This window comes from Maridesulfovibrio sp. FT414 (assembly GCF_050916235.1).
In the GTDB taxonomy this organism is placed as follows: domain Bacteria; phylum Desulfobacterota; class Desulfovibrionia; order Desulfovibrionales; family Desulfovibrionaceae; genus Maridesulfovibrio.
Window position 1 is genome coordinate 4,118,105 of record NZ_CP104854.1, and the last position, 15,734, is coordinate 4,133,838.

Annotated in this window: 14 protein-coding genes; 7 read left to right on the forward strand and 7 right to left on the reverse strand. The window is 48.3% G+C overall.

The annotated features are described in order from the left end of the window. The first annotated feature begins 2 nt into the window (after nt 1–2). On the forward strand, nt 3–2,261 hold the full coding sequence (locus N7E73_RS18295) for a carboxyl transferase domain-containing protein (protein WP_432736368.1): 2,259 nt from the start codon (nt 3–5) through the stop codon (nt 2,259–2,261). Nucleotides 2,262–2,314: 53 nt separating this feature from the next. Here N7E73_RS18295 and N7E73_RS18300 read toward each other — a convergent pair whose 3' ends face one another. Beyond that, complete coding sequence (locus N7E73_RS18300; protein ID WP_432736369.1) at nt 2,315–3,619, reverse strand: Na+/H+ antiporter NhaC family protein; 1,305 nt, start codon at nt 3,617–3,619, stop codon at nt 2,315–2,317. A gap of 293 nt (nt 3,620–3,912) precedes the next feature. Further along, entirely contained in the window at nt 3,913–5,094 is a 1,182-nt protein-coding gene (gene purT, locus N7E73_RS18305; RefSeq protein ID WP_432736370.1) for a formate-dependent phosphoribosylglycinamide formyltransferase, read from the reverse strand. A gap of 223 nt (nt 5,095–5,317) precedes the next feature. Here purT and N7E73_RS18310 point away from each other — a divergent pair, with 223 nt between their 5' ends. Continuing rightward, nucleotides 5,318–5,896, forward strand: coding sequence for a UbiX family flavin prenyltransferase (locus tag N7E73_RS18310; RefSeq protein ID WP_432736371.1), 579 nt, complete (start codon nt 5,318–5,320; stop codon nt 5,894–5,896). 3 nt (nt 5,897–5,899) lie between these two features. After that, entirely contained in the window at nt 5,900–6,589 is a 690-nt protein-coding gene (locus tag N7E73_RS18315) for a metal-dependent hydrolase (RefSeq protein ID WP_432736372.1), read from the forward strand. A gap of 285 nt (nt 6,590–6,874) precedes the next feature. On the opposite strand, the gene N7E73_RS18320 is transcribed toward N7E73_RS18315, so the two are convergent. Together N7E73_RS18320 and N7E73_RS18325 are read right to left on the reverse strand one after the other, a co-directional pair. After that, the gene (locus tag N7E73_RS18320) at nt 6,875–8,035 is read right to left on the reverse strand and encodes a SufB/SufD family protein (RefSeq protein WP_432736373.1); all 1,161 of its coding nucleotides are present in this window, start codon (nt 8,033–8,035) and stop codon (nt 6,875–6,877) included. 24 nt (nt 8,036–8,059) lie between these two features. Beyond that, a complete protein-coding gene (locus N7E73_RS18325; RefSeq protein ID WP_432736374.1) occupies nt 8,060–8,821 on the reverse strand; it encodes an ABC transporter ATP-binding protein in 762 nt (253 codons plus the stop codon). A 371-nt stretch (nt 8,822–9,192) separates the two neighbouring features. Here N7E73_RS18325 and N7E73_RS18330 point away from each other — a divergent pair, with 371 nt between their 5' ends. Both N7E73_RS18330 and N7E73_RS18335 read left to right on the forward strand, forming a co-directional pair. Further along, complete coding sequence (locus tag N7E73_RS18330) at nt 9,193–9,942, forward strand: Smr/MutS family protein (protein ID WP_432736375.1); 750 nt, start codon at nt 9,193–9,195, stop codon at nt 9,940–9,942. Continuing rightward, on the forward strand, nt 9,942–10,967 hold the full coding sequence (locus N7E73_RS18335) for an STAS domain-containing protein (RefSeq protein ID WP_432736376.1): 1,026 nt from the start codon (nt 9,942–9,944) through the stop codon (nt 10,965–10,967). The genes N7E73_RS18330 and N7E73_RS18335 overlap by 1 nt, the downstream gene beginning before the upstream one ends. A gap of 90 nt (nt 10,968–11,057) precedes the next feature. Here N7E73_RS18335 and N7E73_RS18340 read toward each other — a convergent pair whose 3' ends face one another. From N7E73_RS18340 to rsfS, 3 genes are read right to left on the reverse strand one after another with little or no spacing between them, the layout of a single operon-like run. Next, a complete protein-coding gene (locus N7E73_RS18340; protein WP_432736377.1) occupies nt 11,058–11,300 on the reverse strand; it encodes a hypothetical protein in 243 nt (80 codons plus the stop codon). Nucleotides 11,301–11,303: 3 nt separating this feature from the next. Next, nucleotides 11,304–12,836 (reverse strand): 2,3-bisphosphoglycerate-independent phosphoglycerate mutase, encoded by a 1,533-nt coding sequence (gene gpmI / locus N7E73_RS18345; protein ID WP_432736378.1) that lies wholly within the window; start codon nt 12,834–12,836, stop codon nt 11,304–11,306. A 21-nt stretch (nt 12,837–12,857) separates the two neighbouring features. Further along, nucleotides 12,858–13,244 carry a ribosome silencing factor gene (gene rsfS, locus N7E73_RS18350; RefSeq protein ID WP_432736379.1) on the reverse strand — a complete coding sequence of 129 codons (387 nt, stop codon included), beginning with the start codon at nt 13,242–13,244 and terminating at the stop codon, nt 12,858–12,860. A 493-nt stretch (nt 13,245–13,737) separates the two neighbouring features. On the opposite strand from rsfS, the gene N7E73_RS18355 reads away from it, so the two are divergent. Together N7E73_RS18355 and N7E73_RS18360 are read left to right on the forward strand one after the other, a co-directional pair. Then, complete coding sequence (locus tag N7E73_RS18355; RefSeq protein WP_432736380.1) at nt 13,738–15,045, forward strand: phenylacetate--CoA ligase family protein; 1,308 nt, start codon at nt 13,738–13,740, stop codon at nt 15,043–15,045. Nucleotides 15,046–15,074: 29 nt separating this feature from the next. After that, entirely contained in the window at nt 15,075–15,506 is a 432-nt protein-coding gene (locus tag N7E73_RS18360; RefSeq protein WP_432736381.1) for an ACT domain-containing protein, read from the forward strand. Nucleotides 15,507–15,734 lie beyond the last annotated feature (228 nt).

The following is a 15,734-nucleotide window of genomic DNA, read 5'->3' on the forward strand; positions in this document are numbered from 1 at the left end:
TTATGGATATAGAAAAAAAACTGGACGGGATGATCAAGCGGGTCCAGTATGCGCGTGATATTCTCGGTGAAACCGAAGATAAACGCCTTACTGCTTTTGCCAACAAGCTTGATACATTCCTGGACCGTAATATAAATCTGACTCAGGAAGCATTGTGGGACAAGCTCAACACTTATGATGAGAGTCTCGTCGTTCTGGAAAAAGACATAGATGAAGGCCTGTCCGCAATGGACAAGGTCCGCATTGTCCGCCATTCCGAACGCATCTGCCTCGTTGACATCCTTGAAAACGTGTATGACAACTATACTGTTGTCGGTGGAAAGGATGATATGAGCATCGACCCCGGTATGGTCATTGCGCGAGCCTACATCTCCCGCCGCGTGGGCAAGAAAGTCCACAACCAGCCGGTCATGGTCGTTGGTCAGGAAAAAGGTCACGGTCAGGAATTCCGCAATGGCGGCTGTATCAAACCCTGGGGTAACGCAAACGCCCTGCGCTACATGAAAGTAGCTGCACGTGAGAATATCCCCATCCACACCTACGTGTTTACTCCCGGTTCATATCCGGTTGAAGACTACCCCGGTGCAGCTCAGCAGATTGCTGAAAACATTTACGAAATGTGCGGACTTGATGTGCCCATCATTTCCGTAATTTCCGAAGGCGGCTCCGGTGGTGCTGAAGCCATCGCCATGGCTGATAAACGCCTGATGCTCTCTCACGGGTATTACTCCGTTATCTCTCCCGAAGGTGCAGCTGCAATTGAAGGTCGTATCCGCGGAGGAGAACGCGCTCCAGCCAAGTTGATTGAAACATGCGCCAAATCCCAGTGCATTACTGCGGATGACAACCTGCATTTCGGCTATATTGATGGCGTGATACGTGAACCGGCTCTCGGCGCAAGGCCTGAGCATTTCGACTTCTATAAGGTTCTGCGCGCAGAAGTGATCCGTGCTACCGATGAAGTTGTGCTGAGTGTCAAAGGTCTTCGTCTGTTCCGCGGTGCCGCCATCAAAAATCGCAACAAAAAAGAACTCACCAACGAATCAGTTTTTGTTCGCTGGTCCATCACCCCCAACGCCAAAGAACGGCTACTCTGGAAGCGGTATAAAAAATACCGTCGTATGGCTCAGCATGCCTTTGACGACAAACGCTCTTTTCTTGAGAAACTCAATTCTGCTAAAGTGGATGCAATGACTGCTGCCTACTCCACTGTTCGCTACGACATGATCAAGAAATACCAGAGCAAAATTCAGTCTCTGGCCGATGAAGCCAAGGATGAAATCCATGTCGTCACCAACAAGTTCGACAAACTCAAGCACATGCTGATCGGAAAGATGGGCATAGGCTCCAAGAGTGTTTCTGATGTCGAACTTGCCCTGACCAAGCTTTCCGAAGATTCCGAGCCGGATATTCCACCGTCCGATTACAGACATTACGTGAGCCCTCGTGCCAGTGAAGACCGTGAAATAACCTGTCCCAACGCGGAAAAAAACGGTTGCCTTGAAATCTGGTCACGTGACCTTTTCGATGAATTTGCCGGAGTCTGCCCCAATTGCGGTCATCATTTCCCGATGGAATACCGCTGGTACATGGCCAACGTTTTCGATTGGGGAACCGTGCGCGAATTCAACAAGTCTATCTGCTCGGCAAACCCGACCAATTTCCCCAATTTTCAGGAAAGACTGGATGCTGCTAAAGCAAAGACTGGGCTGCAGTCCGGCTGCATAACTTATGAAGCCGCCATCAAGCACACCAAACTGACCTGCGCGACTCTGGTAGCCCCCTTCCGTGGTGGGTCTGTAGGTGCTGCAGAAGGTGAAAAGTTCATCCGAGCACTTGAGCTGGCCGGCAAGAAACGCTACCCATTCCTCGCATATGTACACGGTACTGCCGGCATCCGCATTCAGGAAGGCACCAACGGTCTTGTTCAGATGCCACGAGTAACAATGGCCGTACGCCGCTACATTGAGTCCGGCGGCCTTTACATAGTTCTTTATGACACCAACTCCTATGCCGGACCGGTGGCCAGTTTCCTCGGCTGTTCGCCTTACCAGTATGCGGTCCGTTCATCCCGCATCGGTTTTGCCGGACCGGGAGTTATCAAGGAAACGACCGGAATGGACATCCCACCCGATTACCATTCCGCATACAACGCCCTTTCCAGAGGTCACATTCAGGACATCTGGGACAGACGCGATGTGCGCAGGAACCTGCATCAGGCCTTCCTGACGGTCGGTGGACGAAATCTGTACTACAGATAATAAAAACGGCCCCGCTGAAGAGATTCAGCGGGGCCGTTTTTATTAATGACTGATTAATTTTTTACACGCGGAAATCCGGTCATAATGCTCAGAATAGCCACTGCTGCAAGTATAAAGCAGTAATGCATGTTTCCTATTATTTCCAACGGGGACAGCTTTGAGATCGAACCTGCAAGCAGAACCTGCGCACCGTAAGGGATAATGCCCTGCACGATGCAGGAGAATATATCCAGAAGACTGGCACTGCGGCGCGGATCTACATTATGGCTTTCAGCAATTTCTTTGGCCATGCCACCAGTCAGAATGATTGCAACAGTGTTGTTGGCTGTACAGAAATCGGAAAAAACGGAAAGAGCACTGATACTCAGTTCTCCGGCTCTGGTCGACTTGGTTCCTCTGGTTATCCTGCCGATGAAGCTGATAATATAGCTGATCCCGCCGTGATACTTTATAAGCTCACCAAGACCACCTACAAGCAGCGAGAGCACGAGAATTTCCTGCATTCCGGTAAAGCCGCCATAAATGTCCTGCGAGAATTTGAGCAGGCTGAAATCTCCCACCGACAGAAACCCTACAATACCGGTTAAAACGATTCCGGCACCAAGTACGATGAAAACGTTCATACCTGCGACAGCCATAACCAGAATTGCAATATACGGAAGAACCTTGATCAGGCTATAGTCTCCACTCTGCACGACCTGGCCGCCTTCACCGAACACATACAGAATGACCACAGTGAGTATTGCTGCCGGCAGCGCAATGAGAAAGTTCATCTTGAACTTATCGCTCATTCTGCATCCCTGAGTACGTGTCGCCGCAATGGTTGTATCCGAGATCATGGACAGGTTGTCGCCGAACATGGCCCCACCAACAACAGCACCCATGAGCAGCGCCGATGGAATATCAGTCTTCGCGGCAACTCCGACAGCAATGGGTGCGATGGCAGCGATTGTGCCCATTGACGTCCCCATGGCGGTTGCAATGAATGCCGCTATTACAAAAAGTCCGGGGAGTACCATTGAAGCAGGAACTATCGACAAACCAAGGTTTACAGTAGCTTCAACCCCACCGATGGATTTTGCTACGGATGCAAATCCGCCCGCCAGCAGATAAATCATGCACATTGTTATTATGCCTGGCTCCCCGGCACCACGCAGAAAGATATTAATTTTCTCTGTTACTTTTCCGCGTCCCATCCACAAAGCCCAGGCTATTGCCGGAAGAATGGCAACAGTGGCGGATAGCTGATAAAAAGCCATACTGGTTCCGCTTGCGGTCAGGAAAGCTCCTGTCCCAATAAAGATTGCCAGAAATAAGCCTAGCGGGGCCAATGCTAATCCGTTTGCATCCTGTTTCATAAGTATATATCCTTATATAATAAGTTATGCATATAGTTTGGTAAAAGGACTTCTTAAGAAGAACGTTTATCCAAACGTAAGATGAGAAAAACAAAGGAAGTGCCTACTTATACTTTGCGATAGGCAAGAAATTCCTAAAATTCTTCGCGTTCCAGTGTTTGAAAAGCTAAATTGCCCACTTTTCTTTCGTTCTGTCAATGAAAACCGGAAACTTGAAACCGGATAACGGCATAAAAAATGCCCGCAGGTCCAATTGAGGAGCAGCGGGCTTAAATATGAGACTTAACGAAACGTTAGTATTCGATTTTAACGGCAGAAGATGCGCGAATAGCACGATCCTTGGCGTTATCGATGTCGGAACCGAGGGCAAGGGCAACACCCAGTCTGCGGACACCGTTGCACTCTCCCTTTCCGAAGATAAGCACCTTGGTATCTGCTTCTTCAAGGGCCTTATCCACGTTTGCAAATGCCGGGGCTGTGGATTTGCCATTTGACAGGATTACCGAGGAAGCAGCGGGGCCGTACTGACGAATGGCAGAAACAGGCAATCCGAGAACCGCACGGACATGCAGCGCAAATTCACTGAGATCCTGAGAAATGACGGTAACAAGTCCGGTGTCGTGGGGTCTGGGGGAAACTTCACTGAAGTAGATATCCTCTCCCTTGATAAAAAGCTCAACACCAAAAATGCCACGTCCTCCAAGTGCATCAGTAATGCGCAAAGCGTAGTCCTGTGCCTTGGCAAGCACAGCGTCAGTCATGGGCTGAGGCTGCCAGGATTCGCGGTAGTCTCCATCTTCCTGACGATGTCCGATCGGTGCGCAATACGATGTGCCGCCGGCATGACGAACAGTCAGAAGAGTAATTTCGTAATCGAATTCAACGAATTTCTCGACGATGATGCGCCCTTCCCCGGTACGTCCGCCTGATTGGGAGTAGTCCCAGGAATGATCAATATCAGCTTCGCTCTTTACTGTGCTCTGCCCTTTTCCGGAAGAACTCATGACCGGCTTGACAACACAGGGAATACCGATCTCCTTTACTGCGGCAAGGTATTCTTCTTTGGTATCGGCAAACTTGTACGGCGAAGTCTTGAGCCCCACCTCTTCTGCTGCAAGCCTGCGGATGCCTTCACGGTCCATGGTCAGTCTGGTAGCTCTTGCAGTGGGAATAACATTAAAGCCTTCCTTTTCAAGTTCCAGAAGAGTCTCGGTTGCAATCGCCTCAATTTCAGGCACAATAAAATCAGGTTTTTCTGTTTCCACAACACGACGAAGTTCTGCGGCATCCAGCATGGATATGACATGGCTCCTGTGGGCCACCTGCATGGCCGGAGTGTTTGCGTAGCGGTCAACGACAATAACCTCTACACCAAGGCGCTGGGCTTCAATGACAACTTCTTTACCAAGCTCACCGCCTCCGAGAAGCATCATTTTGCGAGCTGACGAAGTTCCTGCAGTACCGAGAGTAACCATAAAATTCTCCGTAAAGTAATTTTTTTAGACTTGCTAAGATTGACATTCAGGTGAGCCTCTAGTCGCACATGAATCCGCAAAATTCAAGATTTTTAAAGCGAACAAAATATTTTGCTGCTATAAGAGAACAGCACGGCAATGACCGCAGTTGTCTATTTTTGTAGTATGTTGTAGGTCTCAGCTTTCACGTACAGTGTTGCATAATTTTACCCCCTCGACATAAATGGATAAGAAAAGAATAATCCTGGCTGTAGCCGGGGCCAGTGGAACAGTCTATGCCATTCAGTTGGCACGGCATCTTCGTGATGCGGACAATATTGAACTGCATCTGATCCTTTCCGATGCCGCAATACAAGTCATGGAGCTTGAAACCGCGTACACTCCTGACGACTTGAAGCTTTGTGCAGATTACATTTATGACCAGAATGACATCGCCGCTCCTCCTGCCAGCGGTTCCTGGAAACATTCCGGAATGATAATCTGTCCGTGCTCCATGTCTTCGCTGGCCGCTATCGCTCAAGGTCTCGGAACCAATCTTATTCACAGGGCTGCCGATGTCTGCCTCAAGGAAAGACGCAAACTGGTTCTGGTCACACGCGAAACGCCCCTTAACCTGATCCACATCAGGAACATGGAAACCATGACCCTTGCCGGGGGAACCGTCATGCCCGCATCACCCGGATTCTACCACTCTCCTGAGAGTGTGGAAGACCTTGCGGCACACATGGCTGGCCGTGTTCTGGAGCAATTGGATATTCCCCATAACCTATACAAACGCTGGTGCGAAGATTCGCAGAGGTAAGTTATGAAGCATACTTTCACATGGAACGGCCATTCCAACTTTACCATCATGTCCGGAGACAAAACCATTATCATCGACCCATTTTTTGAAGGGAACCCCAAAGCTTCCGATACATGGGAGTCCATTGATAATGTGGATGCAGTACTTATTACCCACGACCACGGAGATCACATCGGTCAGGCTGTGGAGATCTGCAATGCCACAGGTGCTACTCTGGTCTGCATCTTTGATCTGGTGGAAAAAATGGTAGGTAAGGGAGTTGATCCTGCCAGAATCATCGGCATGAATATCGGAGGAACTGTGGCGGTTGCCGGAATCCGCATAAAGATGGTGCAAGCCATGCATTCCTCAGCGACAGGAGCCCCTGCCGGATACATACTGACTTACGAAGACGGATACTGTGTATATTTTGCAGGGGATACCGGATTATTTTCCAGCATGAAACTTTTCGGTAAACTGCATAAAATTGATGTAGCCCTGCTGCCAACCGGCGGATGGTTTACCATGGATTCATGCGATGCAGCCTACGCATGTAAACTTCTCAAATGTAAAACAGTAATCCCTATGCATTATGGAACATTTCCCATTCTTGAAAAGGACGCCAAATCATTCACCGCACATTGTGCTGAGCTTGCACCGGACTGCAAGGTTCTGGAATTGGAGGTAGGCAAGCCCGTCGAGGTCAAGGGATAACTTGTTAAAACTGGTTCAGCAGAATTTCGCCACGCTGGATCACAAACTATTTTAGAAAAACTGTGGTGTGCTAGATTCAGTAAAGGTTAACCACCTATAAAAGTTCTCGAAAAAGTCAGAGAACCTTTTGGGCTCCGTAGGTGCTGCTGAAGGAAGTTTGCCCCATAAATAAACAAGTTTTCCAAACGCAAAAAAGATGCCTTCCCGTCAGGAAAGGCATCTTTTCTATTTAAGCACAATTTTAAGAGATCCTCAGGGGCAATCCCCCGTTTCCCTTTAAAATGATTACATGGCGTCGCTAGAGTCGAGTTCTTCGATCTGGCGATCAATTTCTTTCTGAAGCTTCTCGGGAAGTCCCATAATATCGACGTTGAGGAAGCCGCGTACGATGGTAGAGGTTGCTTCGTCCTCGTCCATACCGCGCGCCATGAGGTATTCGATCTCTTCCTGTGCGATTTTTCCCACTGCAGCTTCATGGGAAAGCTCAACGCCTTCCACGGTAGCTTCAAGTTCTGGGATGGCGTGAATGCGTCCTCCGCCAAGCAGAAGACCCTTGCACTCAATATGGCCGCGCGCAGGAACATTGTTGCCCTGAATATGACCGCGGGCGATAATGGTACCGCCGGTGGTGATGGTGCGGGAAATGACTTCACCCTTGGTGTTGGGAGCATTCTGGATGATGCGGGTTCCAGTATCAAGATGTGAGCCTTCAGGTGCAACCAGAACGGAGTTGAAGCGTGCAACAGAACCTTCACCGTTAAGGTAGATTGTGGGGTAAGACTGCAGATCTTTTACCTTCTTGAGCAGCACATAGTTGTTGAGCAGGACACCGCCCTCTTCAACAACACCCACAGTGCGGGGACGTACGGTTACGTTTTCACCCCAGTTGTGCACCATGGTGAAGGTCAGCTTACCGCCCTTCTTTACGTAAAATTCGGAAATACCGAAGTGAGCACCGGTGAATTTGTCATGTGCAGCAGCACATCCGGTGATGATATGCAGTTCGGAATCTTCTTCTACAACAACGATGTTGTGGATATTCTGACCGGACTGTTCAGCCTTGAGGAAAAGACAGGACTGAACCGGTTTTTCAATCTTTGCCCCTTTCTTGGTGCGGACAAAGTAACCGCCGTGCAGGTTTTCTGCAGCCGATCTGGTGAACTCGTCCTTGTCTTTATCAACAAGCTTGAAATAGTAGTCAGGAAGCCCGTCATATTTTTCAAGGGCTTTTTTGATGTCCATTACTTCGACATCTTTCTCATGGGAACCGCAATGGACGTTTGAGTGGTCAACCTGCAGGAAAGTTCCGCTGGTCTCGGTTGCATCAACATCGATACCGGCCATGAGCAGCTGTTCTTTATCTTCTGCGGAAATTTTAGTCAGGTCCGCAATTTCGTCGTGTACTAGACCCTCGAACTTGAATTGATTCAAATCTACTTTATTCATGATTATCCTCCGTGGATTAAACCGCTAATTCAAACACCTTACGCATTCCTGATAGCCATACTTGCGGATGTGCTCCAGAATATCGCGGGGTCTGGCTTCACAGCAGAGATGTCCGTTATAAAGGACCTGTCCACGGTCAGCATTGATGTAGTCCAGAATATGGCCGGTATGGGTGATAATCAGCCCGCAGGTGTTGGAGCCGAGCTTTTTCTGCTCTTTCATGCTCAGGTCGATGCTGGGTTTGATTTCACCATCAAGCAGAGTGCGGACCATCTGTCCGATAAGGTGCATGTTTTCAAGGTCAACACCTGATTCAGGTTCGTCGAAAAGAAGCAGGCCGGGATTCTGGGCCATCAGCTGCAGAAGTTCAGAACGCTTGATTTCACCGCCGGAAAATCCGGAGTTAATATCACGGTCGAGGAAATCGGTCATGTTGACGCGCTGTGCGAGCATCTCAACGTCAACATTGGAACCGTTACCGCACATTTTGACCAGGTGGCGGGTCTTAAGACCGTGGATGGTCGGCGGACGCTGGAAAGACATGCCTATTCCGAGACGTGCACGCTCATAAATGGGGGCGTAGGTGATGTCTTCACCTTTGAAGGTAATTTTGCCCTGAGTAACTGTATAGTTGCTGAATCCCATGAGTGTCATGAGCAACGAGGTCTTTCCGGAACCGTTAGGCCCGAAAAGAATGAAGGTCTCGCCTTCTTTTATATGTAAGTTGAGGCCTTTGATGACCTCCTTATCGCCGATATTGACGTGCAAGTCTTCTATCTTAAGCATTGATATTCCTCACTTTATAAGCGAAAAGCCAAAAATGGAGTTATTTAGTCGAAAAAAGTACGCCCTGAAGAGCTAATAAAATTCACTTTTCAAGTCCAGAATAAATACTGATTAATCTGACAATATCAGACAAAAAGCGTAGCTGATCTCAACTCCTGGTGCCACTACATTAAAAATAACAAGCTCTTTTATTACCGTGCCTTTGGGAGTTCAGGATGCACTTCCCTTCAAAGGCAGAACCTGTAAAAAAATGACCATGGGCATGAAAATGTCAAGTCCCAAAAAAGAAAAACAGGAATTAATAACCTGTAAAGATTTACTTCATGCGGTTTTGTGACTAGTTTAATGGCTCATTTTTCAGGAGAAAGTTTATGGCTAAAAAAAGAATGAAATCCCTTTCGGATCTCAGCACCCTAAAATTTAAGGATAATAATGCTAAAAAGGAGCCGGAGCTCCCAAAGGCAGTCAGAAAAGCCCTTGAAGCAGTAAAGAAAAAACCAGCACCAGTTGTTGAAGAAAAAAAAGATGTACAAGTGGACGATGATCAGGCTTTCATGGATGCCATGGTCGGTGTCACCAGAATGGACAAATCAACAGTTGCTCTAAAAAAGCCCAAAGTTGAAGCTTATATCGACCTTAAAGACGAGGACGATGGCAAGGAATATCTAAGCAGTCTTGTTGCCGGAAAAATTGAATTTGAGATCGAGTATTCGGATGAATTCATGTTCGGCTATGTTCGCGGTACTGACGCCAAGGTATTCCAGAAATTGAAAAATGGCGCTTTCAGCCACGAAGCCCATATTGACCTTCACGGCATGAATTCCGACCAGGCCTTCGACAGCCTGCTTTTTTTCATAAGGGAGTCATTTTTACAGGGTAAACGATGTGTTCTGGTGGTGACCGGAAGGGGCAAAAATTCTCCCGGAGGGCATTCCGTACTCAAGAGAGATATTCAGGAGTGGCTCACCCGCGATCCGTTTCGCCGGGTGGTACTGGCTTTCAGTACCGCTCAGCCCAAAGACGGCGGAGCTGGAGCAATATATGTCCTGCTGCGCAAACAGAAAAAACTGCAGGGCAAAGTTCAGTGGGACAAAGGCGTTAACTGGGGTAAGGATTTCTAGTGGGAACCAAACTGGATTCAGATTCTATCAAACTCGCCTTCGGCATTCCTTTCTACAGCATTGACTTCAGCGGGTTGATGCAGGAAATCGGAATATTGTCCGATAAAGGCGGCAGACATATGTTTTTTGCCGCATCCATGCCATGGCTGATGGATTATGCCAAGAATCCGCTTCTTTTCCCTTCAGGGGCGGATTACATTCTTGCCGCTGATTCCAACCTGCTCAACATGCTTGGCCGACTTGATGTCAAACTCAAAATGCCTCTGGAATATTTCGAATTCCCCGAACAGATTGCCAGAATATGCGCCCATTACGGTTTGAGTCTGATGCATGTCTCGGAATCCGCTTTGAAGACTGATATTCTCGTCAGTGACGGCTTCGTGCCGTTGTCCTGGGAACTCTTCACCCATTTTAAGACATCCGGAGAACTGGATGAGATCGACGCGCGGTCAATCCGTGAAAGTGCTTCAGATCTCAACCCGGCCATACTGCTGATAAGCGCTCCGCCAAACAGTCTGCACCGGTTTATCCCGGGAATTTATGCTGCTCTGGATAACTGTATAGTAATATGCATCCCGCAGGATGAAGACAAAAACCGGATTGTGGAAAAACTGGACAGCGTACTTGTTCCTACGCTGCTACTGCGGGATGAGCTGAAATTCTTGAATCGACTTGAACATACCGTATCAATGTCTTTACCATCCGCAGTCTACTCTGATGAGACATGTCATCCAGCTTCTATTTCCGTATCTGGAACCCTTGATGCTGAGTGCGTCCAGGAGTTTCTTCAGGCCGGCAACAAATTGATTGATCTGAAACGGGATATAGCACTTGATCTTTCCGGCCTGCATGCTGTTTCCCGCAAGGGATTTGAAGCTATCCATATGCTGAGAAGAAAAGCTCAGGAGGCTGGTTTGCATGTCACCACCGCATCTATTTCGGAGCAGATCCAAAATTCGCTCCATCATGCTGGCCTTGGTTACTACCTTGACGATTTGCCCGGCATATTGGCCGATATGGATTAGACTAAACCCGTATGGATTTTCTGGTGTGACGAACACCATAAAGACAAAAGCCGCCGCTGAATTTTATCAGCGACGGCTTCCTTTTTTGACCTAAAAGAAATCAGGATCTACGGCAGCTGGGCCGTTTGCAAGCATAACCTTATAGAACCTGATAATTTTTTCATCTACAGGAACAATGGGAAAAGTCCTGCGGCAAGCATCGCAAGTAGCCATTGCTGGCTGGGTAGGTGCAATGTAAGGGACTTCCCTGCCACAAAATGGACAGGGAAACATGAAAATAATCTCCATCCCGCTCGGCTTGACCGGGGAAAGAGGTTTACGGCTTTCGGACATTAACTAGCTCTCCAGCAGGTTTTTACCGGTCATCTCCGCGGGAACCTCAATTCCCATATGCTTGAGAATGGTCGGGGCGATGTCGCACAGGGCTCCCTCTGCGGGGGCTACATCCTTGAACGAATCACCGATGAATACAAGCGGAACATTGTTGAGACTGTGGGCGGTCTGTGGTCCGCCGTTGGCATCAATCATCTCTTCGGCATTCCCGTGGTCTGCGGTAAGCAGTATGGATCCGCCGAGCTTTTTGACGGCTTCTACAATCCTGCCCACGCAGGCATCCACGGTCTCACAGGCCTTGATTGCGGCAGGAATGATTCCAGAATGTCCTACCATATCAAGGTTGGCAAGGTTGCAGATACATAGAGAGTATTTCGGAAGAGCCTCAATGAGTTTTGCAGTGACTTCTTCGGCACTCATCTGCGGCTTGAGGTCATAAGTTGCGACCTCACGGGGAGACGGAACCAGAATCCGATCTTCACCTTCAAACGGTTCTTCTCGGCCGCCATTCATAAAATAGGTTACATGGGCATATTTCTCGGTTTCCGCAATGCGCAACTGCTTCAAGCCCTTGTCTGCCACAACTTCACCGATGGGATTTGTTATGAAAAGAGGCGGGAATGCAATTTCGAACGGGAAATCGCCTTCGTACTGAGTCATGGTCACGAATTCACAAAGAGCCGGAACCTTGGGTCTATCGAACTCGGCAAAATCCTTGAATGCCAGCACGCGGCACAACTGCCGGGCTCTGTCTGCCCGGAAATTGAAGAAGAATACTCCGTCTCCGTCCTTTATCAGGCCATCGACACCGGAAACAATGCGCGGCTTGATGAACTCGTCTGTTTCACCTCCGGCATAAGCATCCTCAACGCCTTTTACAGGATCGGAAATATCAATCCCATCCCCAAGAACCAGAGCTTTGTAGGAATATTCGTTACGCTCATAGTGCTTGTCCCTGTCCATTGAATAATAGCGACCGGAAACAGAAGCAACCTTACCAATACCGATTTCAGCCATTTTATCCACCAGCTGCTGCATGTATGCTTTACCGCTGGTGGGGGAAGTGTCACGCCCGTCCATAAAGGCATGAACATAGACTTCCTTCAATCCTGCATCCTTTGCCACCTCGAGCAACGCAAATAGGTGGTTGATGTGGGAGTGAACTCCTCCGTCGGAAAGCAGGCCCATATAATGCAGGCGCCCGCTGCAGGATTTGACTTTTTCCATAAGGTTGCTGATGGCGGTATTGGCCACCAGCTCAGCCTTTTCAATGGCTATATCGATCCGGGTCATGTCCTGATAAACAACCCGTCCGGCTCCGATATTGGTGTGTCCAACTTCAGAGTTGCCCATAAACCCGTCGGGCAACCCAACCGCCCTTCCGGAACACTTGAGCTGTGTATTGGGGCAGTTGGCCAGCAGTCCGTTAAGAACTGGGGTTTTGGCAAGTTTGACCGCATTTCCTTTACTTTCGGGAGCAATCCCCCAGCCGTCAAGGATCAACAGAAGAGTCGGAGAGCCGTTTTGTGCAGACATGATCAGTACCTTATATGCAGGCTATTCCTGCGGGGTGATATTTAGTTCCATTCTGGTTCCTTCGGACCAGAGTCCTTCAACATTGTAGAAACCACGATTTTCATCCTGGAAGATGTGTACGATAATATCGTTCAGATCGAGCAGAATCCATTCTCCGGCCTTATAGCCTTCCATGCCGAGGTACTCGATGTTTTCTTCGGCAAGACGTTTAAGGACAAAGTCTGCAAGCGCCTGTGCATGACGCATACCCTTCGCACCGGCGACCATTACCACCTCAGCGATGGGGCATATGCCCTGTACATCCACGGCAGCAATTTCATTGGCCTGTTTTTCATCCAGCCATTCAGCAACAAGCTGAACTTTGTCCACGGTCTCGATCTGTTTGAATTTTTTAGCTTTAGTTTTCATTCTCTTTATAATCTTAAATTAAAAGACGGCAATTCCCATTAATTTGGAAACGCATTTGGAAAAGAACTCAGGCGGGGATTGAGGATGGCATTCCCAGCTCACCGTTCGTCCATTACGACCGGCAGGACACAGTTCCCCACTCTACGTTCAACGTACAATATGATTGTATAGAGAATTTACGCCCACTACGCAATCAAATGTATAGCTGTTTTCCAAATGATTTTCAATTACGAAAATTATTTTCGGTTGTGAAAAATTTTTGTGATTAAAAATGAAATATTGACGGTGGACAAGCACTTATGACATAGATATACACATGATTAACCACGACCTTTTTTCCTTTTTCTTTATATTCTTTTTTGAGACTAGAAATTAGTCTGCTCGTGGTTATGGACATACGCACTGATGAGAGTTTTCCGGGCCACGGGCAAACCCCGTGGCTTTTTTATTAACAAACCAACCTGTTCCGGGGATATATACCAGGAGGCGAGCAATGATCTTCGATGTAGACAAGGAAACAATGCCAAGGGAAGAGCTGGAAGAACTGCAGCTCAGAAGACTCAAGAGCCTTTGCGAGCGTGTTTACGCAAATGTTCCGTTCTATAACAGAAAATTCAAGGAACTTGGGATTGAACCTAAAGACATCAAGTCCCTTGCGGATCTCAAAAGGCTGCCATTTACTGAGAAACAGGATCTCCGCAATCATTACCCCTTCGGCCTTTTTGCTGTTTCCAAGGAAAACATCGTCCGAATCCACTCCTCTTCCGGAACCACAGGTAAAGCCACTGTAGTCGGCTACACCAAACGGGACATCAAGAACTGGGCAAACATGATGGCCCGGTCCTTCGCCATAGCCGGCGCAACTCCCGCAGACAGCATCCACAACGCATACGGCTACGGCCTGTTCACCGGCGGACTCGGTGCCCACTACGGCGCAGAAGCACTCGGCGCAACCATAATCCCCGTATCCGGCGGCGGAACCAGACGTCAGGTAATGCTGCTTAAGGATTTCGGTGCGGACGTAATCTGCTGCACCCCGTCCTACGCCCTTTATCTCTACGAAACCGGAAAGGAAATGGGCATTGATTTCCGCGAACTGCCGCTTAGAATCGGTATTTTCGGCGCTGAACCCTGGACTGAATCCATGCGCAAGGACATTGAGGCCAAACTCGATATCAAAGCACTCGACATTTACGGCCTGTCCGAAATCATGGGCCCCGGTGTTGCAATGGAATGTGCCGAAGAACAGAACGGCCTTCACATCATGGAAGATCATTTCCTTCCGGAAATAATCAACCCCGAAACCGGTGAGCCTGTTGCGCCAGGAGAAATCGGTGAGCTGGTTATTACCACCCTTACCAAAGAAGGTATTCCCCTTATCCGGTACCGCACTCGTGACCTGACCCGCCTGAACTACACTGCCTGCCGCTGTGGACGCACCTTTGCCCGCATGCAGCGCGTAACCGGCAGAAGCGATGACATGCTGATCATCCGCGGAGTCAACGTATTCCCATCCCAGATTGAATCCATCCTCATCGAAACCGAAGGTCTTTCCCCGCACTACCAGCTTCTGGTTGAACGCGAAGGAAATCTCGATATACTCACTGTTAATGTTGAAATTGCAGGTTCGGCATTCTCTGATGAAATTAAAAATTTACAGAGGCTCGAAAGAAAGATACAAAGGAATATCAAGGAATTCCTTGGCGTAACCGCACGTATCAAACTTGTTGAACCCAAATCTATTGAGCGTTCAGCCGGTAAGGCCAAAAGAATTATCGACCTGCGTAACCAGAACCAGTAACTGAACCAATACAAAAGCGAGGAAACACCATGAAATGTGACCAGCTATCCATATTTCTTGAAAACCGTGCCGGGCGTCTTGCAGAAGTAACCAGACTGCTCAGCGAAAACAAAGTAAACATCCGTGCACTCTCTCTCGCCGACACTTCCGATTTCGGCATTCTGAGACTCATTGTATCAGACTTTGAGAAGGCGCAGGGTGTACTTAAGGAAGCAGGATTTACCGTAGGCAAAACTTCTGTGGTTGCCGTTGTTGTTGGAGACCAGCCGGGCGGCCTGCACAGTCTGCTTGAAATGCTGCGCGGTTCCAACATCAACGTTGAATACATGTATGCCTTCGTGCATCAGTCCGGCAGCAATGCTGTCATTATCTTCCGTTTTGACCGTACCGATCAGGCCATTGAGCTTCTCACTGAAAACAATATTAAAATGATCCCCAGCGAAGAACTCTGTCAGCTCTAATAATTCCATCAATATAAGGAGAAGGCCGGTTTCATTGACCGTACTTCTCCTTTTTTTTATGAATATCGATAAGTTATTTGCTACATATCTGTTCCAATCTCAATAATTTCGCTTCCCCTGCCTTGAATTTTTTCCGTATAAAGCTAAGATACATTTCCATATACCCTGCGATATCCCAATAAATATTGCCCAGGTTTTGTCTTTACTGAACACCATTTATCCGAAACA